At 42.1% G+C, this 26675-nt stretch carries 24 protein-coding genes and 2 tRNA genes; 9 read left to right on the top strand and 17 right to left on the bottom strand.

The features are described 5' to 3' along the window. Positions 1–18 precede the first annotated feature (18 nt). Entirely contained in the window at positions 19–825 is an 807-nt protein-coding gene (gene pstB, locus AC5JM2_RS24415) for a phosphate ABC transporter ATP-binding protein PstB (protein ID WP_495837405.1), read from the top strand. A 93-nt stretch (positions 826–918) separates the two neighbouring features. Here the strand turns inward: pstB and AC5JM2_RS24410 are convergent. The 3 genes from AC5JM2_RS24410 to AC5JM2_RS24400 form a co-directional block, all read right to left on the bottom strand. After that, positions 919–989 (bottom strand) — tRNA-Gly (locus AC5JM2_RS24410). A gap of 54 nt (positions 990–1043) precedes the next feature. Further along, complete coding sequence (locus AC5JM2_RS24405; RefSeq protein WP_495837404.1) at positions 1044–2342, bottom strand: hypothetical protein; 1299 nt, start codon at positions 2340–2342, stop codon at positions 1044–1046. 6 nt (positions 2343–2348) lie between these two features. Then, on the bottom strand, positions 2349–2639 hold the full coding sequence (locus AC5JM2_RS24400) for a hypothetical protein (RefSeq protein WP_495837403.1): 291 nt from the start codon (positions 2637–2639) through the stop codon (positions 2349–2351). A 320-nt stretch (positions 2640–2959) separates the two neighbouring features. Between AC5JM2_RS24400 and AC5JM2_RS24395 the strand changes: the two genes are divergently transcribed. Both AC5JM2_RS24395 and AC5JM2_RS24390 read left to right on the top strand, forming a co-directional pair. Further along, positions 2960–3598, top strand: coding sequence for a GNAT family N-acetyltransferase (locus AC5JM2_RS24395; RefSeq protein WP_495837402.1), 639 nt, complete (start codon positions 2960–2962; stop codon positions 3596–3598). A gap of 1135 nt (positions 3599–4733) precedes the next feature. Then, the gene (locus AC5JM2_RS24390; RefSeq protein ID WP_495837401.1) at positions 4734–5288 is read left to right on the top strand and encodes a hypothetical protein; all 555 of its coding nucleotides are present in this window, start codon (positions 4734–4736) and stop codon (positions 5286–5288) included. 123 nt (positions 5289–5411) lie between these two features. Here AC5JM2_RS24390 and AC5JM2_RS24385 read toward each other — a convergent pair whose 3' ends face one another. From AC5JM2_RS24385 to gorA, 4 genes are all read right to left on the bottom strand, one after another. After that, positions 5412–6566, bottom strand: coding sequence for a histidinol-phosphate transaminase (locus AC5JM2_RS24385; protein ID WP_495837400.1), 1155 nt, complete (start codon positions 6564–6566; stop codon positions 5412–5414). Positions 6567–6634: 68 nt separating this feature from the next. Beyond that, entirely contained in the window at positions 6635–7276 is a 642-nt protein-coding gene (locus AC5JM2_RS24380) for a YqiA/YcfP family alpha/beta fold hydrolase (RefSeq protein ID WP_495837399.1), read from the bottom strand. Positions 7277–7319: 43 nt separating this feature from the next. Further along, the gene (gene gor / locus AC5JM2_RS24375; protein ID WP_495837398.1) at positions 7320–8699 is read right to left on the bottom strand and encodes a glutathione-disulfide reductase; all 1380 of its coding nucleotides are present in this window, start codon (positions 8697–8699) and stop codon (positions 7320–7322) included. A gap of 255 nt (positions 8700–8954) precedes the next feature. Further along, the gene (gene gorA, locus AC5JM2_RS24370) at positions 8955–10304 is read right to left on the bottom strand and encodes a glutathione-disulfide reductase (protein ID WP_495837397.1); all 1350 of its coding nucleotides are present in this window, start codon (positions 10302–10304) and stop codon (positions 8955–8957) included. A gap of 393 nt (positions 10305–10697) precedes the next feature. Between gorA and AC5JM2_RS24365 the strand changes: the two genes are divergently transcribed. Next, positions 10698–11237 (top strand): GNAT family N-acetyltransferase, encoded by a 540-nt coding sequence (locus tag AC5JM2_RS24365; protein WP_495837396.1) that lies wholly within the window; start codon positions 10698–10700, stop codon positions 11235–11237. A gap of 65 nt (positions 11238–11302) precedes the next feature. Here the strand turns inward: AC5JM2_RS24365 and AC5JM2_RS24360 are convergent, their stop codons facing one another. The 4 genes from AC5JM2_RS24360 to AC5JM2_RS24345 form a co-directional block, all read right to left on the bottom strand. After that, entirely contained in the window at positions 11303–11638 is a 336-nt protein-coding gene (locus AC5JM2_RS24360) for a XisI protein (protein ID WP_495837395.1), read from the bottom strand. Then, complete coding sequence (locus AC5JM2_RS24355) at positions 11626–12045, bottom strand: XisH family protein (RefSeq protein ID WP_495837394.1); 420 nt, start codon at positions 12043–12045, stop codon at positions 11626–11628. The genes AC5JM2_RS24360 and AC5JM2_RS24355 overlap by 13 nt, the downstream gene beginning before the upstream one ends. Positions 12046–12184: 139 nt before the next feature. After that, entirely contained in the window at positions 12185–13786 is a 1602-nt protein-coding gene (locus tag AC5JM2_RS24350; protein WP_495837393.1) for a TROVE domain-containing protein, read from the bottom strand. Positions 13787–13823: 37 nt separating this feature from the next. Next, positions 13824–13945, bottom strand: a tRNA-OTHER gene (locus AC5JM2_RS24345). Positions 13946–14305: 360 nt separating this feature from the next. On the opposite strand from AC5JM2_RS24345, the gene AC5JM2_RS24340 reads away from it, so the two are divergent. Then, positions 14306–15037 (top strand): hypothetical protein, encoded by a 732-nt coding sequence (locus AC5JM2_RS24340; RefSeq protein ID WP_495837392.1) that lies wholly within the window; start codon positions 14306–14308, stop codon positions 15035–15037. A 28-nt stretch (positions 15038–15065) separates the two neighbouring features. On the opposite strand, the gene AC5JM2_RS24335 is transcribed toward AC5JM2_RS24340, so the two are convergent. Together AC5JM2_RS24335 and AC5JM2_RS24330 are read right to left on the bottom strand one after the other, a co-directional pair. Beyond that, the gene (locus AC5JM2_RS24335; RefSeq protein ID WP_495837391.1) at positions 15066–16205 is read right to left on the bottom strand and encodes a quinone-dependent dihydroorotate dehydrogenase; all 1140 of its coding nucleotides are present in this window, start codon (positions 16203–16205) and stop codon (positions 15066–15068) included. Between the two features lie 65 nt (positions 16206–16270). Continuing rightward, positions 16271–16498 carry a hypothetical protein gene (locus AC5JM2_RS24330; RefSeq protein ID WP_495837390.1) on the bottom strand — a complete coding sequence of 76 codons (228 nt, stop codon included), beginning with the start codon at positions 16496–16498 and terminating at the stop codon, positions 16271–16273. 135 nt (positions 16499–16633) lie between these two features. On the opposite strand from AC5JM2_RS24330, the gene AC5JM2_RS24325 reads away from it, so the two are divergent. Next, on the top strand, positions 16634–16801 hold the full coding sequence (locus tag AC5JM2_RS24325) for a DUF2256 domain-containing protein (protein ID WP_210612594.1): 168 nt from the start codon (positions 16634–16636) through the stop codon (positions 16799–16801). A 30-nt stretch (positions 16802–16831) separates the two neighbouring features. Next, a complete protein-coding gene (locus AC5JM2_RS24320; protein ID WP_495837389.1) occupies positions 16832–17800 on the top strand; it encodes an isoaspartyl peptidase/L-asparaginase in 969 nt (322 codons plus the stop codon). A gap of 20 nt (positions 17801–17820) precedes the next feature. On the opposite strand, the gene glmU is transcribed toward AC5JM2_RS24320, so the two are convergent. The 3 genes from glmU to AC5JM2_RS24305 form a co-directional block, all read right to left on the bottom strand. Then, positions 17821–19194 (bottom strand): bifunctional UDP-N-acetylglucosamine diphosphorylase/glucosamine-1-phosphate N-acetyltransferase GlmU, encoded by a 1374-nt coding sequence (glmU, locus tag AC5JM2_RS24315; protein ID WP_495837388.1) that lies wholly within the window; start codon positions 19192–19194, stop codon positions 17821–17823. A gap of 217 nt (positions 19195–19411) precedes the next feature. Further along, on the bottom strand, positions 19412–20452 hold the full coding sequence (locus AC5JM2_RS24310) for a response regulator (protein ID WP_495837387.1): 1041 nt from the start codon (positions 20450–20452) through the stop codon (positions 19412–19414). A 960-nt stretch (positions 20453–21412) separates the two neighbouring features. Beyond that, a complete protein-coding gene (locus AC5JM2_RS24305; protein ID WP_495837386.1) occupies positions 21413–22375 on the bottom strand; it encodes a tRNA (5-methylaminomethyl-2-thiouridine)(34)-methyltransferase MnmD in 963 nt (320 codons plus the stop codon). Between the two features lie 97 nt (positions 22376–22472). Between AC5JM2_RS24305 and AC5JM2_RS24300 the strand changes: the two genes are divergently transcribed. Further along, entirely contained in the window at positions 22473–23291 is an 819-nt protein-coding gene (locus AC5JM2_RS24300) for a sulfurtransferase (RefSeq protein ID WP_495837385.1), read from the top strand. 140 nt (positions 23292–23431) lie between these two features. Here the strand turns inward: AC5JM2_RS24300 and AC5JM2_RS24295 are convergent, their stop codons facing one another. After that, positions 23432–25111: a hypothetical protein gene (locus AC5JM2_RS24295; RefSeq protein WP_495837384.1), complete on the bottom strand. Its 1680-nt coding sequence runs from the start codon at positions 25109–25111 to the stop codon at positions 23432–23434. 414 nt (positions 25112–25525) lie between these two features. Here AC5JM2_RS24295 and AC5JM2_RS24290 point away from each other — a divergent pair. Further along, the coding region (locus AC5JM2_RS24290) for a FecR domain-containing protein (RefSeq protein ID WP_495837383.1) at positions 25526–26675 on the top strand (1150 nt) is incomplete at its 3' end.

Raw genomic sequence — 26675 nt, 5'->3', positions numbered from 1 at the left:
AAAAAAGCACCACTATTTATGACTACCAACACTAGAACCGGGAATCAAACAGATACGGTTTTTCGTACAGAGGGACTCAATGTATACTACGGAAATTTTTTAGCAGTACGCGATATTTGGCTGGATGTCCCAAGAAATAACGTAATAGCCTTTATTGGTCCTTCTGGATGTGGTAAAAGTACCTTGCTGCGCTGCTACAATCGCCTCAACGATCTAATTGAAAGTTTTCGAGCAGAGGGAAAAGTTTTTTACCAGGGTGAAGATTTGTATGCACCTCACATTGACCCTGTAGAAGTGCGTCGTAGGATTGGGATGGTGTTTCAAAGACCAAACCCGTTTCCCAAGTCAATTTATGACAATATCGCCTTTGGTCCAAGACTCAACGGCTTCAAAGGTGATATGGATGAACTGGTAGAGCGATCGCTCAGACAAGCGGCTTTATGGGATGAAGTCAAAGACAAACTGCGGCAAAGTGGTTTATCTTTATCTGGTGGACAACAACAGCGTTTGTGTATTGCTCGGGCGATCGCGGTTCAACCTGAAGTTATTTTAATGGATGAACCCTGTTCTGCTCTTGACCCCATTTCCACCCTACGCGTTGAAGACTTGCTGCATGAACTTAAGGAGCAGTATACGATTTTGATCGTGACTCACAATATGCAACAAGCTTCGCGGGTTTCAGATAAGACAGCCTTTTTTAACGTTCAAACTTCCGAAAAAGGAGGTCGTACTGGCTATCTTGTAGAATATGACCGCACAGAGGTTATTTTCCAAGATCCTAAACAACAAGCTACCAAGGAATACGTCAGCGGTAAGTTCGGTTAAAAATTACATATTCTTTTTTGTTGCAATAATGATTCATAGCAAGACACTTCAAGTTTTCGGGGTTTACCTGAAAACTTTTTTCATTTTTAGCTAAGCGGGCGGCGGGAATCGAACCCGCATTAATAGCTTGGAAGGCTATAGTTTTACCACTAAACTACGCCCGCAAATTCACAACTATTAGAACATAACACAATTTTAGTCACATGCCAAGTATTTGATCATGACTTCGGGGACTTGCGCTGTATTTTGATGTTGACTACAAGCTGACCTAAATCAGGCTTGTTTCCATTGTTACTGCTTGCTGGGATAAATTTTTGACCTTTGAAAATTTTCTCGGCGTATTCCTTATATTGTGTTGCTTGTGGTTCGGGAATTTTTTGTTTAGGATCTAAAAATATAGTATTTAAATTTCCGCCCGAATCAATTATTAACAAAGCTTTAAACTCTACAGGCTGCTCGCTGAGTTCTGTATTGAGTGGAAGGGAATCTAGTTGTTTTTCCTTGAAATCTGCTGGTATCTGAGGAGGGTTATCTTGTCTATCTTTCTTAATAGCATCAGTGTCTATCTCCCAGGTTGCTAACGCCACTCCTGCCCCTTTTTGCTCATCTAGTGGGGGCTGTTCTGGTTTGACTGGTGGAGCAAGATCTGGTAGCGGTGTTTCTTTTCCATAAGCAACCTGTTGATCAGGTTGTCTGGGAAGAGTACCAGGTGATTCTGTAGATTCATTAAGAGGTTTTGGTTGCTCACCTGTATCGGGTGAAGAATCAGGACGAGTTGAATCTGTGGTGTTATTCTGCGGATTTGGAGTTTGATTTTGTAATGGTTGATTCTGTGTATCTGAATTATCCGCTGAAGTTGTTGGTTCTGGGGTTGGCTGGGGTTGTTGTGCTTTTGGAGTCGGCTGTAGCGGAGGTTCTGGTGTTTGCGAGTGCGTTGGCTGGGGTTGTTGTGCTTGTGGGGTATCTTCTGGAATTGGTTGTAGTGGAGGTTCTGGAGTCTTTGCTATGAATGGTTCAGGTTGGCGAGTTGGTTGAGATGTTGCAATAGGTTGAGGATTTGGTTGTGGTTGTTTAATAACCTGTTTTTTTAAGGGTTGCTGAGTTTTATCCTTTACTTGAGGTTGAGAAGTTTTTGGGCTTGTGGGGTTTGCCAGTGCAATCGCATTGCTATCTTCTATAGTAGAGGTGGATTTTGGTGTTAAATTTCCTTGAGTAGCTAGCTTTGGTGAGCTTGTTACAGACGACTTTTGAGTTGTCGAGGGTTTTGTAGACAAAACTGGTTTTGCGTTTGATGACGCTTTTGGCTGTGAAGGAATTTCTACAAATTCTACTGGGATAGGATTTGACGAATTTCGTTGCGATAAGAGATTATACGAATACGAGCGCAGTAGCCAAAAGAGCAACAAGTGGAGAGTAAAAGAAATAGTGGCTACAGCAATCCACAAACCAGGTGGATCGCTGTGTCGCCTCCATGATTGATCTGGAATAGGAGTTTTGTCAGTAACCGATTGTGTCATATCAACTTATGTGTTCTTAATCCTGAGCCAGTCTAACACTGCGTTATTACTTGTTGCGATTTGTTCAATAACAGTTTGTTCACCGGGGGAATGACTGGAGAAATGGGGCGTCGCATTTGGATCAAAAAAATCAGCCAGCCCTTGTTTTTGTTGATCTCTGTTGGCTCCTCGGTGAGTCGAAGTAATAGGGCTGGCTGATTTTTCCAGTCGTTCCCCCGCTGTGCCCTCTTGCGTTGATCCGGAAGCCCCATGATTAATCGTGGGGTTATTAGGGCTTGCCCCATTTCTTTGTCCCAATGCGTCACTCTCACTCAGTATGTTAAGTTTTTTTGCGTTTGCCTAAAGGACGGCTCCCGAAGGGAGCATCGCACTCGTTTTAACATTAGCAACTAAGTTGTTTTTGGTGGCAATCATGGTAAAGTTTGCGATATGGCAACAATTAAGATTAAATAGCAAAGTATACTATTCAACAAATACATACCTCCAATTTAGCAATCGGGATCATCACAAAGCTATGCTGAATCACTTGCTCACAGTAAACGGTTCATCAGTATTGAGGGTTCACAAAGTTTTCCTATAGGTTTGATGATGTTTTACGATATTCGAGAATATTTATATTGGATAAAATCAAAATTGAACTAGCTTTGAAACCTTTGTTTTTTCACTCATTTCCTCAAGAACCAGTCTTAGCCGCAGCGTTTCCAGCTTCTTGCCAATTTAAAATGCGTGCGGCTGCACCTGCTGATTTGATTGGTGTTGCCCAAATAATTGCCGAAAGCTTTCATCGCCAAAGTGGTGTATTAAAGTGGCTTTTTCCATTATTGCGTCTGGGTATATACGAAGACTTAAGGCATCGTTTCGCATCTCCTGCACCTCATCATCTGTGTTTGGTTGCTGTTGACATGACTAGTGAGGATACTGCAAGCAACATCGTTGGGACTGTAGAATTGGGTGTGCGTTTTAGCGATTCTTGGATGCAAGCAGGTAAGAGTTTTCCGTACTTGTCTAATTTAGCTATACACCCAAAATACCGTAGGCAAGGTGCTGCTTCTGGGTTACTGACAGCTTGTGAAAAGGTTTCCCTCTCTTGGGGATTTCAAGATTTATACCTCCATGTTTTGGAAAATAACTATCAGGCACGGCAGCTCTATTTCAAGTTGGGATATCAGGAGCAGAAAGTGGAATCCCATTTGAATATAGTGTTTTTCAGACGTTCACGCCAGATTCTCTTGCGTAAGCGCCTAAATGCGACTTAATTGTCTGAATTCTCTCCTCAATGAGTTTTCTGGCGTATGGTGTATCGCAACACCACTTGTAGGATTAACAGATCAAAACAGTTGTGCTATTCGCTTCGGGTGCACCACTAGACAGCCTCTATCTCTCCCGTGAATATCTATTACAGACATTTCAACTTAATACTCTTAATCTGATACGAGGAGATTGTGTCTGCTTGGGACTTGATTTCGATGATCTGGAAATCTGTGTTCTATTCGTGGTTTGACATTGAGTTTCCAGCAATCGTAAGATGAGTATTTTCCCAATTAACTTATTCTAAATTTATATAAGCAAATTCAAGATATTTAGCACAAACGAGAGCATGACGGCTTCTTGACTGACTATTTACTAGAATACAAAGGTTGTCATTAAGAATATTTTTCGGAAAATGTTAGAGAATCCTAACCAAATAGACTTGACTAGTTACAATAAAGAAATATAGGAATCCGTGCAGGATCTGTGAAATTATTCGTTGAGGTAGGGAACGCTTAACAGGGAACAGGGAAGAAGAATGTACAAATGTACTTTGTTTTTTCACAAATGAAATAGGACTGCTATACTATGTTTTTTCTGATAGTCTTTATTTACAAATATTTATAAAAAAACAAAATCAAAGATTTATATTTATAAATTTTACCTAATCACAAATAACTTCAAGTATTGAGTCAAAATATTATGTGAACAACTTTCTTAGCATATGAAGAAATCAATGTTTTTTTAGGAAAATTTATGTATTAAGTTGGCATAATTGTTAAGAAATAATTGACTCTTGAAACAAGAACGTAAATATTTAATGCTTACTCTCTCAAATAGATTATTATTATGACATTAGAGAAATAACGCTAAAAACAATTTCATTGCTCACGATAACTTTGTATTCTAGATATCTTTCTTTATCTAAACTTTAATAAAAGGCTTCTTTTGTAGAAGACAACTTCAGTTAAATTTCGTAAAATGTGAATACCTAATTACTGATAAGCTCTCTTTGTTCTTTAAGATAAATAGAGATGCGAACTGTTAATAGTAAAGAAAGTTTGAAGCTCTGATTGTACTAGAAATATATTCCTTATCTGATAGTGCAAACAACTACCAAGTTCATTCAAATTTTGAAAAAAGATGGATAGCGAAAATTACCAGCGCTATCAGACTACTATGGTATCTACTTATTGCCCTGACACCAGTTTCCTCGACTATCTTGTCATGCCAGATGGAACTGAGCAATCCTATAGCTCGGACCTCCTAACGATGCTGCTGAGTGGAAAAGTTTTCATCGTCAACAGTCGTAGACGAAATGGTTTAATACTGTTTAAACGTTACCATGCCGAGTTTGCGGGTCCAGGAGCAGCCGTGGGTGGTGATTATGATCGTGATTGTCGAGGTGCATTGCCTATAGGTAACCTGTCGTTGTTAAATCCGGAATCTCATGAAGAACGCCAAAAAGCCTACTTAATTAGGCGACAGTGGATTCGGTTAATTAAACAAATTACAGAAAACCAAGTACCTGGACAGCGAATTCAGAAGATACTAGACCAATTTGAACAATACTTTCCACCAGAAATGGTTGCTCAATTGCCAGATGAGGCATTTGCCCTTTTAGTGGGTGTGATACCACAAACCGTGGCAAAATTACGCCGCCTGGGTAGCGAAGAAGATAGCAGTTTAGATGACTGAATTTTAGCTGTTTTGCTTTCATCAGGCACAATTTGAGTATAAGTGAGTTTTACATCCTATTTCAACAATTACGAATTGAAACAATGTGCTTTTGTGTTAATGTCAGATCAAAATGAAATTCATTCATTTATTTAAACAAAGTAAAGCAGCTTGTAGTCGATTTCGTGTCCGAGCATTTTCCTCTGGAGTCCCTACAGTAATTCGCAATCCTCCGTTGATTTCTCGCACTAAAGTGCCAGCAGCCTTCAGATTTTGGTGAAGATTTTTTGCAGCAGCGTCTTGTGAGTGAGAATTATTTGGTTTGAGACGTAAATAAACAAAGTTTGTCGCGCTTTCCCAAACTTGTAATGCTGAATGTTGAGAGAAAGCTTGAATAAGTTTGGCTCGTTCTGTAAGCGTTTGGGCAATTGACTCCAACAGGACTGTCCGGTTTTGCAAAGCAACCGTTGCTGCTGCTAACGAGAAGCTGGGAAGATTGTAGGGTAAGCGAGCTTTTTCTAAAATGGCAATAAATTCAGGATGAGCAACACAATACCCAACCCGCAACGCCGCTAACCGGAAAGCTTTGGAAAATGTACGTAATACTGCCCAGTTAGGACGCTGTTGTAATTCACTAACAAGGGTGTCTTGACTAAATTCAAAGTAAGCTTCATCAATGACGACTAGAATATGTTCAGGTAGATTTTTCAGCCATGCCAACTCTGCTATGGTGAGGGGATTAGCAGTGGGTGAATTGGGATGAACAACAAAGACTACGCGGATGGGAGGATGTTGAGTTTGCTCTATGGCTAATTGGGCAGCTTGTAAATCAATTTCAAAATTCGCCTCATTTCTACCCACCGTGACAACGGGAATCCCAAGAGTTTTTGCCAAAATGGCGTACATTGAAAAAGTGGGTTGAGCTACCAGAATAGAGCCTTCTCCCCCCAAACAACTGGTAATGAGTATCGAGCGTATAAGTTCATCTGAACCTAACCCAACCGAAATATGGGAAGGTGTGAAGACAGATGGCCAAAGGTGAGCAGATTCATTGACATACTCGGCGATCGCACTCTTGAGTGTTTCATGTCCGCCATCAGGGTAACGGTTCGTCTCAATGAGTTGCTGATATGTCCAAGCGAGTTTCTCTTTTAACTCTGGTGGCAGATCGTAGGGACTTTCATTCGTATCTAGGCGGTCAATTTGGGTAGATGCTTGGACGTTTTGAGCAGTATCGCTACTGGGATGAGGTTTGTAAGCGGTAAATTGCGCTAAGTCTGACCTGATGAATGGCAGCATAATTAGTTATGAGTCATTAGTCATTAGCAAAAAATAATCAATGACTAAGGATCGTTGATTATACAACTTTATGGAAACTGACAAAAGAGCCGAATTGTCTGCCAAATTTCTGCCATGACATTACCTAAACCGTGATCGCTGTCAAGTTCTATCAACTCCACCCAAGGACGGTTTTGGGCAAAATCATGACTGGCTTGAATAGGAATCACCTCATCATGTCGTCCGTGCAGGATAAGGGTGGGGATGGGACGTTGCAACGCCTCCTCTTTGTATTGACGAGCGTCTGTCACGAAATCGTAACTTAGAGGAAGTTGTTTCTCCTCCCGATAGTGGTAAACCATCAGATATCTTTCTTTTTGCCAACGCTGTATCGCCTCATCTCCTAACTTGGGTAACCAATGGCATAAAAACCCAAAAGCAGGCGCTAAAAGGACGAGGCCTTGCACTTGTGGATATTGCTGTCCCAGATGGGCGGCGCTCAAACCACCCAAACTGGAACCAATAAGCGTGACTGGTGTAGAATCATGATTGAATTCGGACGCAATTTGAGAAAGCTGGCGAGTGATTGTCAGGTGAGAAAAATCGCCAGCATTCAAATCAGGGATTTTTAACTTGATATTGGCTTGTGCAAAGCAAGTACGTATGTACTTTGCTTTTGCAGAATCAGGACTTGATGCAAAGCCGTGAAGATAAATAAATTCACCAGACATGAAGTTTGACCAAGCCCCAAAGGGGCGGGTGTAGCTAACTTGTTTAGCGCATGGTGACGAATTCTTCTGCTGATGTAGGATGGATACCAACAGTAGCATCAAAGTCTTTTTTGGTTGCGCCCATTTTCACGGCGATCGCCACACCTTGAATAATTTCACCTGCGCTTTCACCCACCATATGAGCGCCTAACACTTTATCTGTGTTAGCATCGACTATCAACTTCATCATTGTCTTTTCTGATGAGCCTGTCAAACTGTGGAATAACGGACGGAAGCGAGTGCGATAAATTTTCACTCCGTCGTCACCGAATTTAGAACGTGCTTCAGCTTCGGTCATACCAACTGTAGCAGCTTCTGGTGTGGTAAATACGGCTGTGGCGACATCTTCGTGACTGAACACGCGGCGGTTACCACCGTATTCACTGTCTGCAAAAGCACGACCTTCGCCTATCGCTACAGGAGTGAGATTAATTCTGTCAGTAACATCACCTACAGCAAAAATATTCGGTTGAGAAGTTTGACTGTATTCGTTGACAGCGATCGCGTTCATGGTGTTATATGCTGGTCCTTCGCTGGAAGTTTCAACAATATCAACTCCAACATTTTCTAAACCTAATCCTTTTACATTAGGTGAGCGACCTGTTGCTACTAAAAACACATCAGCAGTCAGTGGTTCAGTATGTTCTCCTGATAACGTCAGTTTTAAACCTTCTGGAACTTGTTCCACGGCTTTTACTACAGTATTCTTGATGAACCGCACTCCGTGGTTGATCATTCCTTCTTGTATTTCAAGGCGGATGTCTTCATCAAAACCTCTCAAAATCAAGTCTTTGCGGATAATTTGCGTCACTTGAGAGCCTAATCCGCGCATGATAGAGGCGAATTCTGAGCCGATATAGCCTGAACCAATAATGACGATATGTTTTGGTTGTTCTTTGAGGTGAAAGATTTCGTTGGAAGTTATGGCATGTTCCATTCCTGATACATCAGGTTTGATAGGACGTCCTCCGACAGCAATCAAAATTTTGTCTGCTGTAACTTTACGTCCATCCACTTCTACTGTATGCGGGTCTATCAGGGTAGCACGACCTTGTAAAAGTTGGACTCCTGCTTTGTCTAGAAAGTTGATGTGCAGTTGTGAGAGTCGGCGAACTTCCTTATCTATTGTTGTGATGAAACGTTCCCAGTCTAGTTGTGCTTCACCCACCTTCCAGCCATAACCAGCTGCATCATGAAACAATCCGGGAAAGTGGGATGCGTACACCATCAGTTTTTTGGGAACACAGCCACGAATCACACAGGTTCCACCCACTAAGTCATTTTCGGCGATCGCTACTTTTGCCCCGTAACTTGCAGCGCGTTTGGAAGCAGCCAAACCGCCAGAACCAGCACCAATGACAAATAGGTCGTAATCATATGTCATAGTTTTTAGCTTCCGTTAATTAAGTCCTTAAGAATCATTAAAAAAACTTGATACCACTCCACCAATGAAAGTTAATATCCTGTAGGTGAGATGGTATCTTTTTAAGAAAAGTTTTGAGGCACAACGAAATGATTTCCTAATCGCACTCAGATAACCCTCACTCAATTCGTTGTGCCATAAATTCCCATTCTTTGCTGTACAATTTTATTCTCGCAAAGTTCAGGTATGTTTTGTTGACACCATTGAGTGATTTCCTTACAGGGAATGAAAAAGAAACTCCTCACCTGTTGTGGGATGAATGCCAATTGTCTCATCTATGTCTTGCTTGGTAATACCCTTGCGAATAGCAACAGCAAGACTTTGAATGATATCTGCGGCATGTTCACCAACCATGTGAGCGCCCAAAACGCGTTCAGATTCACCATTCACTACTATTTTTATCGTAGCTTGTTCGTCCTTTTCTGTCATTTGAAATAGCATTGGTTGAAAGTGAACGCTGTAACATTTTACAATTTCACCAAATTTTTCCCGTGCTTCTGCTTCGGTCATACCAACAGCTGCTGCTTCTGGACGGGCAAAAACAGCAGAGGGGGCTAGTTCATAATCAACTTTTTGGGGTTTTTTGCCAAAAACTGTATTGGCAAAAGCACGACCTTCTGCTTTGGCAACTGGGCTTAATTGCAGACGATTAGTGCAATCACCCACGGCAAAAATGTTTTCCTCAGTTGTGCGGTTGTAGTCATCGACTTTTATTGCGCCTTTTTCCTCAAGTTCTACTCCAGCGTTTTCCAAACCTAGATTTTTGGTATTTGGAATACGACCTGTAGCAATCAATATAGTATCCGCCGCAATTGTTTTCTGGGAATCGCCAGTTATGGTTAACACCAATTTTTCTTCTGAGTATTTGATCTGTTTGAGGCTACTGTTGCCAATAAAGCGAATTCCCCTTTTGTTGAAACTTTCTTGAACACCCAAGCGAATGTCCTCATCAAATCCTGATAAAATCATCTCATCATGGTCAATGAGCGTGACATCGCACCCAAAAGCGTTCATCATGCTGGAAAATTCCACACCAATATAGCCGCCGCCAATAATTGCTAAGCGTTTGGGTAAGTAGGGTAAATCAAACATCTGGCGGGAAGTAATGGCGTATTCAATACCTGGAATGTTTGGCTTATTAGCGCCCCCACCCACAGCAATTAAAATCTTATCAGCCGTATATTTGCGTTCGTTAATCTCGACAGTGTGAGGATCGACGAAAGTCGCATGACCCCGAATCAATTCAATGCCAGCTTGTTGGAACTGCTTAGAATACGAATGGTGAATGCCTTCGATATGCTGGTATACAGACTTGATGAATTGTGTCCAATCAAAGTGGCTTTGGCCGTCACTCCAACCGTAGCTGTGTGCTATCTGGTTTTGCAAGGCGAAATCAGCAGCGTAGACAATCAATTTTTTGGGTACGCAGCCGCGATTGACACAAGTACCACCGACGGCTTCTTGTTCGGCAATAGCGACACGGACGCCATAGCTTGCTGCTGCCTTAGCTGCTGCCAGTCCTCCTGGACCAGCACCAATCACAAACAGGTCGTAATCGAATGTCATGACTTTCGGGAGAATCAAAAGCAAAGTACTGATTTTTGCTTCTATTTTCAACTAATTTTAGTTACAGCTGCATCTATCTTGATTTTGATTTTAATTTTGGATTTTGCTGTCTGCAATCAAATCTCTTAAATCTCTTGTTTTGTCAAGTTTTCTGGGGATGATTTTTTGACAAGCCCTCTGGCTTTAGTTAAATTTTCTTAGTAACTTTGTGGTTCACCTAGTAGCACAACTGAACAACGTGAGCAGGTGTAACCGCTAGGGGGACGACTCTACCAGATTCCCGACGGATTATTATTGTTATCAAGATTAAAAAAGTTTATCTTCTGTCTTGGGACTGTATTGAAAGGTCTACAGAAGTAGATATTTTCCTTTTTCTTCTGTAAAGTTTTGAGTATGAAAAGCATCGAAGTTACAAGAACTCACCTCCAAATGCGATCGCCCGATGAGCATAACCCAGTAAAGATCGTAGGCGATCATTGCGCACACGTTACTCAGGTTTTTGATTGTCCTGCATCCTTTTACCGTTACCTATATAGTGAAGTTGGACGTGAGTATTATTGGGTGTATCGTAGCAGTTGGACAGATGAGCAGATTCAAACACACCTCAGTCAACCAAGCATTTCATTGTGGGTGCTTTATTACACAGGAGCACCTAGCGGTTACTTTGAGTTAGAGCAATACGAAGATGGCTCAGTTGAAATTGCCTACTTTGGACTACTCAAGGAGTATACAGGACGTGGACTAGGTAAGTATCTGTTGACAATAGCAATTGAGCAGGCTTGGAAAAAGGCAACTCATCGCATTTCGGTATATACCTGCACGTTAGACCATCCAGCGGCACTTAGCAATTATCTTAAGCGGGGATTTAAACCCTTTGAGCAGGAAACTTATATCATGACAACTTATAAAGAGGGGAATACAGCAGAGGCTTGACGCTACGCGTATCGCCTGAATGTGGCCACGCCCGCTTGCTTGACGCAAAGCGTATCGCCTCTTAACTATCCAACAGCAAAATCCGTAAACTGTCGCATATGAGGCGTGTGGAAACCCAGGACAATATCCTGCTTTGCTACACCCATCTCGACTAATTCAGCAGCAATGTCATCTTCCGTACCATTCCACTGAATCCAAATCTTGCCATCCTTGATATCCAAATGCATCACAGGTCCATAAATCCGCCGCCGATTGTGCCAACCTACGTATATCAGCTGATAATGATCATGCTTTGTGTCAAAAATTGTCTGCGCTTCTACACCATCTTCACCAGAATCACGCGCTGCATATTTCGTGAGTAATTGCTGAATATACTCTCGGTATTTATCTAGCTTTGCCATCGCACAACTTCCTCTTTTTCGTCATCGTAAATGAGTAAATTTACTTGACTACGTTGAATCACTGACTGAACAAATGGCTGTGTCAAAAAATCATCATAAGTAATTAAGGGTACTGCTAAATATAGAGTGTGTTTATAGCCAAAATCCACTAAAGCGTAGCGGTAGTTGATATATTGTCCAATTGCTGTATGGAATTCTGCCATTCTAGAAGCAGCCAAAAAACTTTTGATTTCAACGGCAATTTTTTGTCCATCGCGCTCAGCTGCAATAATTTTCTCTGCGCCCAAGTCGATGTACAGTTTTGTTGTAGAACTGATACGAATACGTAGTGGATCATCTGTAATCAACCACCCATCTTTCTGAAGCGCTATTTTTACTGTATCGTGAAATCTATCCTTGGCTGACATATCTTGCCACTTGCAGCTTCTGTGGATATTTTAACAATGGTGCGTAGACTCATAGTAGCTTGTCTTCAGATATCGCACTTTACCCCAAAAAAACAAAAGCCCCCATGTTGTGGAGGCAATAAATTAGCAAATTTATCTATCACAATTCACCCGTAGCCAGCATCTGAATAATCCGAGGCGTTCCTGGATCGAAGCCGCCCAAATCCCAAGACAGTGGATCGTTCGGATCTACCAAAGTAATCTGATAAGGTGCAAGTGTGATGTACACTGCTTTGATATTAGGATTTACCTTGTTGCGATACTCAGCCAATGCTTGACTTGGATGCTTGTCACCTGCCCAAGATTCATTGTCAGTCCAAAAGCAGATGACATCAGCCTTATACTTTTTCCTAATCATCCACTCGTAAGCAACAGATGCATCTGTTCCACCAAAGTTTTTGTCACTCGCTTTGTCAACCGCTGAACGGAAAGTATCTTCGGCGGTGATACCCAAGTTGTAAAATTGAGTGGAAAAACCACGAATCATATAGCTTGTCTCTGCTTTTGCTGTGACTAGTGCCATTGTTGCGGCGACTTCACAACAAGTTAGTCCCATATCCGCAATTGGAGAACCCATAGAACCAGACACGTCAACAGCGTGCATGAACACTTTGCCTGTGGGTTGCACGACATCAAAAGATAGTTCCACTGCTTTTTCTAAAATGTCCACAATTTTGTGAACTGGGTTCCAAGTCTTTTTGCTGCGTCCCAATTTCCCACCAGACTCATATGTTTTGAGTGCTTTTAAAACATCAATTGGATGAATGCGACTTTTACGCAAATGTTCTTTGTTGTTGAGAACCGCTTCAACTCGCTGCAAGTTGACAAGTTCATCAGATGTTAAAACACCGATTTCAGTGAGTGAACCTAAGTTACGCAACAATGCACCAATTGGCATTTCGTTAAACAGCAACTGCCAAGCAGATTTATCCATCTTGCCCACAGGTGCAGCCATTTCATGGGTTAGGCGTCCTTGGACAATAGCTTCGTGAGTCTGATCTGGATTGCGCTTGAGCCACTCATACCACCAAATCTGTGCTAACGCCGCAGATGGGATTTCTGTTGGCAAGACTTCCCATCCTTTGACTACCCACTCAAACAGTTGTTGATGATCTTCTGTAGGTGGTTTGACATGGAACAGCCGCAAAGCATCTCGGTTGGAGAAGTCATAACGTTGCTGGTACTTCAGCAACTGGTAAGCCAAACCCTTAACATCTTCCCGTAAAAACCAATTTTTTCCAGCTTCGCGTACAACTTTACCAAATCCCCGCAAAGACTTAGTGTAGTTCAGCCATTCGTAAAAATGGCTGCCTGTGCGGACAACTTGCGGGAAAATTTCACCAAATGCTTTTTTGGCTTCTGGCGACTCACCCATCGACAGTAGAACCAGCGCAAGAATAGGCGCACTGTTGTTAATGGCGCGTCCATCGCTGGCAGAAAGGATTTCTTGTGCGACTCGCTGAGGATCTTCGGCGATCGCCTGTCTTATCACCTCAACAAAATCTTCTGTCAATTCATTTTTGCCCGCATAATAAGTGCTTTTTGCCGTGCCAATCAGCAAACAACGCTGCAGCATCTTCCAAACATCAGCATCGAACATCCAACCACCAGAACGTCCTTGGATCATCTGGGCTTCTTGTCCAGGGATAGGCTGAGTCTGCGGCGTTGCTGTCTTTTTTTGAGTAAAGAATTTGTAATTCACGGCTTTCTCTCCCAGCCTTTGCAGGCAAAAATGGAAGGTGGCGGGGCAGGATTTGAACCTGCGACCTCCCGTGCTTCAAACGATAACCCTCATTCTTCGTCCTTTTCAGGCAAGAGTTGAATAAGGATATTGGCGCTCTACCAACTGAGCTACCCGCCACAAGTAAAATTCAAAATGGACTGCGTCCCGCTGCGCTAACAAAATTCAAAATCAGAAGAAACGTTTTTAATTTTTAACGCATTCTCCACGCCTGAAAATTGAATTTTTTATAAGCATGTGCTTGTTATTTATAATGTAGTATATGTATTATATAATGTCAAGGGCTGGGGTAAAAAATTTTCTCATAACTTTATATCTCTCCACACATCACACAAGGGGCTTTGGGAGGAGAAACTTATAGCTTCTATTCGGTTTTGCCGAAATCTTTTTTGGCAAACTGACGAATAACACAAATAATGTTCCCAATTTTTGCCAAGATATATTATTATTTCCACACACAGTCACTTGGCAGTTATCGGCATGAGTGAAAAAACTATAGAAAGTGACGGCAAGGGTTTTCTAGTTCTACTTTTGCCAATCTCGTTTTTAATTATTTTCGTCGTTGCTACTTGGCGAATTTGGCTGGCACTAATCCTACTTGTGTTGGCTTTCAATGTCTGGCAACTTTACACATGGCAAAAGTGGTGCCAGAAGGTAAACCCGATTTTCCATCAACTGATTCGGGAAAACCAAGGCAAGATTACACCAATGGATTTGGCAATCAAGGGCAATTTTCCTGGGGAAAGAGCAAAACGCTACCTAGATACGAAAGCATCGGAATTTGCTGCCAGCGCGGTTAACTCCGAAGACGGAAGCAAAGTCTATCAATTTATCACCGCGAGTACTCTAGGCAGCATACTTGACAGTAGCGAACCACCCAAACAACTTGAAAGTCAACCAGTTGCCCAGCAAGCACTACCGTTTCTAGTAGCACCAACACCCCAGCCAGTTTTACAAGAACTAGAAACCGAACCGCTACCTCAGCCAACTCAAGAGGAAGCAAAAAAACCGCTGGAAAAACAATTGATGTTTGGTTCTTTGATTCAATCTGAACTTGCCAAACGTCTCAATGTTTATTCCAGCACAGTTTATAAGCGGCGGGACGATCCCGATTTTCCAGAGTGGAGTCGCAGCAGGGATCCAGATGGAGTTGCTTGGAAATACTCCCGAAAAACGAAAGAGTTTTTCCCGGCTGACGAAGGCAAAAGTTAAAAGAGACTTCTTTTTACTTTTCTATTGTTTATTCCATTTTTCCTTGTAAACCGACAGCTTCGCAGATGCTATTTAATCCGCTTTGTTCTAGCTTATATAGCAACCCTTGGAGAACGTGGCGTATCATGGCTGGTCCTTCGTAAATCCAGCCTGTATAAACCTGAATAAGGCAAGCACCAGCAGTGATTTTCTCCCAAGCATCTTCAGGTGTAAAAATGCCACCAACACCGATAATCGGTAATTGACCTGCTGTTTGCTGCCAAATAAAACGAATAACTTCGGTGGAACGTTGTTTTAGTGGGGCACCGCTGATACCACCGGCTTCTTGTTGAGGTGATTTGCCAGTTTGGTCAATCACCTGTGTTTTTAGTCCATCTCTACGGATAGTGGTGTTGGTGGCAATTATTCCAGCTAATTGATAAGTTTTTGCTAAGGAAATAATATCGGCGATCGCCTCCCATTCCAAATCTGGAGCTATCTTGACAAAAATAGGCTTATATGCATTATTATCCTGTTGTAAAGCATCCAAGATAGAACTAAGCATGGGGGCATCTTGAAGCGATCGCAACCCTGGCGTATTAGGTGAAGAGACATTGACGACAAAATAGTCTCCAAAATTCTTCAGTAAGCGAAAACTATCGAGATAATCCTTTGCGGCTTCTTCGAGAGGAGTTATCTTAGATTTTCCTAAATTAATACCTATAGGTACAGATAGATTTAACTCTTGCTTACGTTGTGCTAACCGTTCCACCATTGCTGCAGCACCTTGATTGTTAAAGCCCATACGGTTGAGGGCGGCTTTGTCTAAGGGTAAGCGAAACAAGCGAGGACGGGGATTTCCTGGCTGTGGATGAAAGGTAACAGTTCCCACTTCTACAAAGCCAAAACCAAGTCTTGACCACATAGGAACTGCAACGCCATCCTTATCAAATCCAGCTGCTAAACCTAAAGGGTTAGGAAAGTGCAGCCCAAAGAGATTTTGTTCTAGGCGTGCATCTGATAAACAAAACGACTGTACCAGACGTTGGTTGATCCAACTCGCAGGTGCTTGGTGGTCAGTTTTTCCCAACCAGCTTAAACTGCGAATCGTTGAGGAGTGCATCCACTCTGGATCTGCTTTAAGCAAAGTGAACAAGAGGGGACGAAGTGCATTTTTATAAATATCCACAATCCAAAATTTAAATCGCTGCGTCTGGGTACTGTTATGGCGTCTTATATAGTAGCAATCTACGTTCACGGATAATCAGAAGTGGAAAAAAGCTCTTCACTGTTGCGACACTCCTTAGCTTCTTCGTCGTAAGCCCCACACCATAGCTGAAAGCTTGGTGCTGGGATATAAGGCGGGGGATAAGGAAGACATCCCTGACCAATGCTCATCATCTTGAAGGAAGTTCTGGAAACACTCTCGATGTGCCAGAAGCCTACACCATAACTGTACTCAGTTTGGTGTGGGTAGTTCACACAATTTCTCTCTGAAGATGCATGACAATCAATGCCCCACAATTAAGTCACAAAATTTACTCTTGTGTTGTACGAAAGTAGCTATAATTAGTTTCCAAATCTCAGAAATCCAGCTCCAAGCTGCTGATTAATAATATGGGACGTGCTCGTTCTAAATCTGACCTGCCTACAAAAATTTGTCCGGTATGTCAGCGCCCTTTTACTTGGCGCAAAAAATGGGCAGATTGCTGGGATGAGGTGAAATATTGCTCAGAACGTTGCCGTCGTCACCGTTCGCAAGCTACAAATGAAGCAAATCAATGACCGTAAAGGTACGGGTAAATAAACAAACAGATGGAGATCAAGGTACAACCTAAGTTAATTATTCATGGAGGCGCTGGTAGTTCTCTAAAGGCAAAAGGAGGAATTGAGACGGTACGCCGTTCTCTCTACCAAATCATAGAAGAAGTCTATTCTCTTCTAGAGTCGGGAGCATCTGCAAATGAGGCGGTTGTGCGGGGTTGTCAAATGTTGGAAGACAACCCCCGTTTTAATGCTGGTACTGGTTCTGTACTGCAATCGGATGGTCAAATCCGCATGAGTGCTTCTTTGATGGATGGGACATCCCAAAGCTTTAGTGGGGTGATTAATGTCTCGCGAGTCAAAAATCCTATTGACTTGGCGATCGCTTTACAAACCTCTCCTGACCGCGTACTCTCTGATTACGGTGCAGCAGAACTGGCACGGGAGTTGCAAATACCCAGCTACAATGGCTTAACCGAGTTACGCTTGCAAGAGTGGATACGGGAGCGTCAGGACAATTTTCAAAGAACGATGGCTGGGGTCGTAGCAGACGCAGAACTGGTGGAAGCCAGCAATGCGCGACGCGGTACGATTGGTGTTGTTGCATTAGATACTCAAGGACAAATATCTGTAGGCACTTCTACTGGTGGTAAGGGATTTGAGCGAATTGGACGCGTGAGTGATTCTGCAATGCCAGCAGGAAATTATGCGACCAAATATGCAGCTGTTAGTTGTACTGGTATTGGAGAAGATATTATTGATGAGTGTTTAGCAGCACGAGTTGTGGTACGTGTCACTGATGGTCTGTCTCTTAAAGAAGCAATGCAGCGCTCATTTGCAGAAGCACAAGAACACAAAAGGAACTTTGGAGCGATCGCCCTAGATGCTAATGGGGCGATCGCTTGGGGTAAAACTAGCGATGCTCTCCTTGCTGCTTACCACAACGGCGAGAAAATCGGCGATACCTTAGAAATGCCCGTTGGCACAGAAGTTGGCTGTATATTCAGTTCTGACGGCTAAGTGACAAGTTTTGAGTATTTTCACTCAGGACTCTTAAGAGGCTCTGTACTCTTGTTGCGCCACCCTGGTTTGACAACTTGACGGGCACGAGCAATTACCAGAGAATCATCAGGGACATCTTCTGTAACAGTGGAACCCGCAGCTATGTAGACGTCATTTCCTAGCGTTACAGGAGCAACTAAAACGCTGTTGGCACCAGTTTTTGTGCGATCGCCTATGTTGGTAGGATGTTTTTTCACACCGTCATAATTGGCGGTAATTGTTCCTGCGCCAATATTTACCTTGGTACCGGCGGTGGTGTCACCCAAATACGACAAGTGGGCTACGTTCGTGCGATCGCCCAACTTGGTATTTTTCAATTCCACGAAATTTCCTACCCGACAACCAGCACCTACTTGTACTTGACCGCGAAAATGGGTATACGGTCCTACACAGGTTCCTGCTTGCACAATGCTATTTATCACCACTGAATACAGCACCGTGACATTTTCGCCTATCTGGCTATTTTCAATTAAACTTCCGGGCCCAATGCGACTTCCTGTCTGAATAACTGTATTTCCCCGCAGATGAGTTTGGGGTTCGATAATAACATCTGGCTCTATTTCCACACTGTCATCAATTGTAATACTGGCAGGGTCAATGAGGGTCACACCTGCGCTCATCCATTTTTCCTTGACTCGCTTTTGCAAAATCTCGTATGCCGTTGCTAGTTGCAAGCGGTCATTAATGCCCAGAATTTCCTGATCATCTTCCAAGTCTACTGCCATAACTGGTTCCAGTAAGCCGATCGCATCCGTCAGGTAATATTCTTTTTGAGAATTATTCGTCTGCAAATGAGGCAGAACTTTTGCTAAATCCTGCCAATGGAAGCAGTAAATACCAGCATTAATACGGTTATTTTGTTTTTGATTCGGTGTGCAATCTCGGTCTTCAACGATTTGTTGCACAATATTTTCACTATTACAAAAAACGCGTCCGTAACCTTTAGGATTATCTAAGTATGCGGTGAGGATGGTGGCGGCGTTTTGGTTTTCTTGGTGAGTTTGCAACAGATTTTTGAGAGTTTGTGTGCGAAGCAAAGGGACATCGCCAGACAACACGAGCAAATCACCTGTGTAGCCTTCCAGATGGGGGAGTAATTGCTGGATGGCATGACCTGTTCCCAGTTGCACAGTTTGTTCAACAAACTCCAAATCTGGTGTTGACTGGATAGCTGCTTTGACTTCAACAGCTTGATACCCAACAATCACCATCTGCTGAGTGGGCGAAAGCGGTTTGACACTGTCCATAACTCGTTGGATCAGCGATCGCCCACTCAAAGAATGTAAAACTTTGGGCAGGTTTGATTTCATGCGTGTTCCACGTCCCGCCGCCAGAATTGCTACAACTACCATAATTTAGCTATCAGTGAATTGCTTTAAATGCATCTGCTAATAGAGTGTAGCCTCAGTTTATAGTTTCTTGTAGCGTAGACAAATATAGGAATCCAATTTGATTTTTAAAAAATTCTGTACACCTCTAGCTCCCTTCTTTCGGTGTTGCCTGTTGCCTGCCTCTACGAGCCACCTCAAAAATCAAAGACTATTTCTATATTATCAAACTGTTAGCGGACTAATCTTTGAAAGAACAAATAAACTCTGTAAACTGCTGCATGAGTTTTGGATTACGCCATCCCTTTGCTGTTTCTTCCGCCATCATAGCAAGGGCTTCTTCTGGTGTGAAAGCTCTTTTATATGGTCTTTCACTAGTCAGGGCATCAAAAATATCTATTACCTGAAATACTTGCGCGAGATTTGGAATGTCATCTGCTACAAGTCCATCAGGATAGCCTGAGCCATCCCAACGTTCGTGGTGACTGCGGATAATGGGAATCACACCCCGCATACTGCGTAGTGGCAGGCAAATTTTTTCTCCAATTAAAACGTGTTGCTTCATAATATCCCACTCTTCGGCAGTCAATTTGCCTTTTTTCAGCAGCACTGCGTCGGGAATGCCCACTTTACCGATGTCATGAAGATATCCTCCCCACATTAAATCCCGAATTTCGTTGCGTGTGAGATTGAGATACTCTCCAAAACTTTTCCCCATATGCGTCAGACGTTCGCAGTGATCACCAGTATTAGGATCACGACTTTCAACTGCCCTTGCGATAGAAAACAGGGCTTGCTCAGCGTGATCTAAGTCTTCATTCAGACGCTTTTGTCTGACTAGGGATTTTACTCGCGCCACTAACTCTACATGATCAAAGGGTTTGGTGATGAAATCATCTCCCCCAGTTTCAATTCCTCGAATGCGCGATCGCCTGTCATTCAAAGCAGTAATGAAAATGATTGGAATGAGTCTGGTCTGTTCATTTTGCTTAAGCAACTCGCACACCTGAAATCCATCCATTTCTGGCATCATCACATCCAACAGAATCAAGTCTGGTTGTTTCTGCATTACCAGTTTGATCGCCGTATAACCATTCTCTGCTTCTATAATTTCATAACCTTCTATTCCCAAAAGGGCGGCAGCAGTCATCCGATTCATAGGATGATCGTCTACTACTAAAATTCTCGGCGCATCTGAATCAAAGGTATTCACTGTTGATTTTTGAGTTTTTACCGTCTGGGAGACGAATAAATCATGAGTATCAGTAACAAGAATGTTCATTAATTAAGGCGCTCTATATATCTTTTTTTACATCATTATTCTGGTAATCAAGCCAAGCAATTCTTTCCTGCTTTCTTGCATCAGAAGCTATTTTTTCTCATTTTTTTCTTTTTATTATCCTGTATCATCTCGTTTTTTTTTACTATAATGTGACTCCTATTTAGAAAAAGTTAACAGTAAGAATTCAGGAGTCAGAAGATTTAAAGAATCAAGAAAACATTTGAAAAATTCATTTATCAATAGACTGGATATCTTCTAACATCTGACTTTTGACTCCTGTTAGCGGAGCGGGACGCAGTCCGTGCTGAATTCTTACAGTTAACATTCAAATTTATAGATTTTTTTGGGTTCATCTTGGTATAATCCTGATTGTGACAAGATTTGATACAAATCTATACTTTGATTTTTTATTCGATAGTAGAAGATTTTTTTCGACTTATATAATTGAGATTTTGACTGCATTCTTTTATTTTCTATGTTTTCAGTATAAGCAATTTAGAAAAATATATAAATTCGGGTTTTTACTGATTTTTCTTCATCTAATCTTCAAACAAAATGATTAACGGATGCAATCTCTATCAAAACAAGATGTATTGAGTTTAAAGTTATGATTTTAAGACATTTTTTTGCGTGTTATTGCTGTTATATTGATGTGAATTATCTAACTATCATTACCTCTGCGTGTCAGTGATACTCTACTTTTTATACGAGTGATTTGGATCACAAAAACTGACTGTATAGCAGTTGCCAGGTAGATTAGGATATCAACGAATGAGAAAATACGGAAACCACGCGACAATCACACGCCTGCTCCCTGCTATATGAGATTGTCATATCATTTCATGATCGAGCCTGATACAAATGATTGGTCTCTAATTCTTTCCCCCTGCCCTGCTCGGGTGCCCCCCATTTGTATCAACCTTAAAGTGAAACGGTATCAGAGCAATAAAACTACAAATATTACATGTAATTTTGTAGATTTTTTGAGAACCATCTTTTACGCCAACCAGAGGTAGACTCTAGAGAGGAAGTTTCTTGTTCTTGTTGGCGTCGTCTCAAAATCACATCAGCAGCATCGCACATCTGTGGATCGCGATAAGGAATAGCAGCACGAGTGAGTAAATGTTCTTGTTCTGCTAGAGAAAGTGGGAGAAAGAAGGATGAGGAGGATAGAACGGTGTTGCAAGAAAAGATTTTCATATCAACGGTTGTTTGTAGTTCATGATGGCTAGTTACTTGTTGATGTCCGGCGACTGTACCAGGTGTCTTTCTTCCCACTGGTGACGTAGAACTTATTTGTAGTCCAGCTGCCAAAAGTGCCGTTCGTACAGCAGCAGCGCAGGAATAAGTCGCGAGTAAGCCATTTATGTCTAAACAAACAGATAGTTGTTTGATAAATTCAACAGTCCATAACTGAGGACAATGAGGTGGTGAAAACGGATCGAGAAAAATTGCATCAGCTTGAAAACCCGACTGGTTAACAAGTTTGATTGAATTTCTGGCATCACCAATGAGTAAAGTCGCTTTGAGACGGTTTTGCAGTACTTGATGCTCAAAGGCTAACTGAGTCAAAATTTGGGTATATTTATATTCCCAGTTATCGAATAAGTGATGGGCGATCGCAGCTTGTGGTACAGCGCTATTGAGTTCTAAAGCAATGACTTCTATATAACAGTTGGGATTGACTGTCCAAATCGTTTCTATAGCAGCTGCACTGTTGTATCCTAGACCATAACAAACATCCAGCAACCGCACTGTTGGTTTGTGTGCTTTCAGTGATAGTTGAGTTGGACCCACAAACTTAAAAAAACTCTCCTGACGCGCCCCGTAATGGCTGTGAAACGACTCCCTAAACTCATCAGAAAAAAAAGTGAACGAGCCATCTGCTGTGAGTTTGGGTGTAAAATTGTCTGAGTCTGACATAGTTATAAGTAGTGGTTAGTTGTTAGTAATCAGTGGTTCGTAAAGAACAGCACAACTAACAATTAATAATAGACAATTGACCAAAAAACCTGAATTTATGATCGATAACCCTTGCGTTGTTTCTTGTGAATGGCTACTTCAACATCTTGATGATTCCCAAGTTGTTATCGTGGATTGTCGCTTTTCTCTGGCTCAGCCACAACTGGGAACACAGCAATACCAAGAAAGTCATATCCGTGGAGCATATTACCTCGACTTGAATCAGGATCTTTCCAGTCCAGTGGGAGAACACGGAGGAAGACATCCTTTACCTAACTCTATTGAATTAGCTCAAAAATTATCAGCTATAGGAATCAATTCTCAAAAAACTTTTGTAGTCGCTTATGATGACTCTCGCCTTGCCTTTGCATCTCGTTTGTGGTGGCTGTTGCGCTATTTTGGACATGAGCGAGTGGCAGTACTGAATGGAGGGTTTTCTGCTTGGGAAAAAGCTGGATATCCTGTTACAGATGTGATTCCTCAACCTCGAATAGCGACTTTTGTCCCTAATCTACAGCCACAGATGGTTGTGGATTTTTTGGGAGTGAAAAACCGCAAAGATTCACAAGAGGTGGTGTTAGTTGATTCACGAGAACAAGATCGTTTTCTCGGTATTAGAGAACCAACTGATAAAATTGCGGGTCATATTTCTGGTGCGGTTAACTATTTTTGGCAGGAAGTAACTGACTCTGCAGGTTTTTTACTTCCGCAACAAGAGCAACGTCAACGCTGGTTAGAATTGGAAAATGCAAAGGAAATTTTTGTCTATTGCGGTTCTGGGGTTACTGCTTGTGTAAATTTACTCTCCCTAGAACTGGCTGGAATTCCTACAGGTAAACTTTATCCCGGCAGCTGGAGTGATTGGATTAGTTATTAGGAATCCGGTTTGATTTATGATTTACTCGTGAAGACTCTTAACAGGGAACGCTTAATATCAAATGTACCTAGCTGAGCAAAATCGAAAATGAGTCCTACAGATATTTCTTACTTCTGACAAGTCAAGATAAAAGACAACACTCAGAAACGACCTAATTCCAGATTGTAATTAATACTGAAAAACCAGCCATCAACATCTATATATCTATCACTTGAACCACCTAGGGTCAAACCTCCTTGTAAACTTAGATTTGTGTAGTTGGATATTCCATAAGTTAAGTGACCGTATAACCGATGGTATACGTCCTCTCTATCGCGTTGGGTAAAATCTGACAAACCAAATTGGTAATCAAGACCAATTTGGAGAGATCGTTCTAAGTAGTAGTTCAAAGAAACCCACACGGTATGAATGATTCGATCGCGGTTGTCTTGTTTACTGGGAGGATCAGTCAAGCTCAAACGCAATTCGTAAAAGCTATCTAACATCAATTTCGATGTGAGGGGGTCTCGCCGTCCTAAAGACAGGTGGAAAGAATCTTCATTCAAAAAGAGATCGCCTGCAGCAAAATTAGTACCATTTCTTGCATAAAACAACTTTTGATTGTTCCACCCAATTTCCCCATACATTTGGGGCGATAACTGCTGGAAAATACTAACGTTGAATCTCACCTGGTTGTAATTGTATTTTGATTGATCAATGTAACGCATTAAATTGCCATCAATTGATCCATTCAAAAAGGTTTTGTTTCCTAAGCGTATAGGCATAGAAGCTAGTGTTAATCCAGAGTAAATCAAGCCATCTTCTATGGGATTGACTTTTGACGAAAAAATATTATTTGTTTGGAAATAGCCAACATGAGCCTGTAAATAGCCTATAGATCTGCTGGGCTGAGGCTGAGGACGCTTTGGGGGTTGTTGCTGTTGTGATCGTTTTGTTGGTCGTACCCTTAGCGTTCCTAAATCGCTAACTTGGGTAGGCGCTTGCTTTTTCTTCTCCAACAATTGCAATAGCTTCTGCAATCTTTGTGCGTAATCCATTTCAGGTAATTGCAACCGTTGGTCTATAGCTGGTGAAGAAAGTTGGGGAAAATCAGCGGGTTGACCTTCTAACTGTGGAGGGTTATCCGGTGTAGGGGATGCAGGACGTGGTGCTGGAGTGGGTGGTGGTGCTGGAGTGGGTGGTGGTGCTGGTGGTGGTGGTGGTGCTGGAGTGGGTGGTGATGCTGGTGGGGGTGGGGGTGTCTGATCTGGTGGTGTCTGGGAATAGAAATTTGAGACTCCATCATAAGTATTTGCTACAGGGAAGCTTGTAAAGTCAAAAGAGCTGGAAGACATGCCAACTTTATCCTGACATCCCATTTCATCTGAACCAGACAAAAGTAGACAACCCTTTTGGTTAGTCGTGTTCGCGTCACGATTATTCGTGAAGTGGCAAAAACGAACGGGGTGTATTCTCAATAATATGTTGTCAGTATCAATAAGTCCGTTCGTTTTTGCAAGGGTTGTCCACTTTTGTTCACGTTTTAACCCACACCCAACTTTTTTACCAAAATTTATTTTTTTTACTTCTTTGCGAGATATTTGCCCACACTCTTGGCTCAATTGAGCGGGTATCCATGCGACCCCTAAAGATGTTATTCTTTGTATTAGATCATCTTCAGTCATTGACAGGTCTATATTGGCAGCGTGCGCCGCATCTACCTTCTTGATGTAAAACAAGATTGCACTACTATAAGCTAATACAATCCAAAAGAACAAATTTATCCAGCCCTTGGGTTGCATATTTAATCTTTCATTTTTGGCAACAGTAGACTTACTCACTGTGCGAAAAGTTCCATGATAAAAAATTAGAATTTCAAGGGACTTTAGCCACAGTATTTGGTAAATGTACCCATTTTTATATCAAAAACGCAAATAAACTTTTACTGACTCCGCCTTGAAGGGTCGGGACTTGAAAACAGAGGTAATGTCTACTTCTTAATTCAAGTTAAACCAGTGTTTAGCTGTTTATATGGTTACGAGGTCTGTATGAAGCTTACACCATAGTTTTTCAAAGAAAGAAACTCCAATGACCAGTTAACAGTATAATTCTGCATAAAATGAAAAAAATATCAATTAAAAGTTAAGCAATTTTACGTAAGTAATGCCAGAACAAACAAGTAGGCTTAAACTGTGAACATCAGAACCTGTCTTCAATTGGTTTGGTATCAGTAAAATTATTTGAGGCTCCAAACTATGTTTCGTAAGTTTTTTCTACTCATCATCATTAGTTTCTGGGGAGTTGTTGTCCTCCCTGTACCAAAACAAGCAGATGCTACAACTCCTTTGACTGCTGCGGTCATTCAAGACCTCCGCAATTTGGTGCAACTCATGCCTTACAAAAATTCTAAGCGTCAGGCACGCAAATCGGATTCTATGAGTCCGCGAGATAAGCTGTCCACAGGGCGATCTGCCTTGGCAGACTTGCGTTTTAACGACGGTTCTTGGGCTAGGATCGGAGAACAGGCAGTTTTTCAATTCTTGCCACAAAAAAGAAACTTCAGCCTGTACGATGGGACAGTGGTACTGCTGATTCCACCAGGTAGGGGACAAACACGTATAAGTACGCCAAATGCAGCAGCAGCAATTCGCGGTTCAGCATTATTTGTACGTTATGACCCGCAAACGGAAACCACGATTGTTGGTGCACTGACAAACAGTGGTATTCAAGTCTCTAATAAAGACGCTTCTCGAAAACAAGAGCTAAAAGCAGGACAACTGATAGTTTTAGTTAAAGGGGAATTGAAAGGTTTATACGATTTTGATCTCAGAACTTTTTATCAAACGAGTACCCTGGTTCGGGATTTAAATCTGACTTTAAAAAATGGTATGCCAAGTAAGGATGCGGCGATCGCCAGCGTTCAAGCTGAAACTGCTGCTGCTGTTGCTGCACAATCGCCCCTTACTGGTCAGGATGTTGTTGAAAACCCATCTTTTATAAAGCCAACGACTTACCCCGATTTACCCACCAGTAACAACGTTACTAGAGATCATTCCCCGGTTAACACGTTACTGGAAGCAGGAGAAGTTGTGCCAAATGCTGTTTCATCTTCCACATCCAAGCCTAGTAGGTCTACTACACCTACGGATTCGGTGACGCCGCCAATTAACCAACCAACTGGCACTTCAACAATAGTTACGCCTTCTCAACCTGTAAATTCATCGCCAACACCAACACAACCGACAGTCACACTGCCCAATCCGGCAACCCCGTCATTGCCAACACCAACACTACCGACAGTCACAGCACCACAACCGGTAATCCCGTCATTGCCAACACCAACACTACCAACAGTCACAGCACCACAACCGGTAATCCCGTCATTGCCAACACCAACACTACCAA

The organism is Brasilonema angustatum (genome assembly GCF_059505445.1).
The sequence above is the reverse complement of the archived record's forward strand: the minus strand, read 5'-3'. Positions and strand labels throughout refer to the sequence as shown.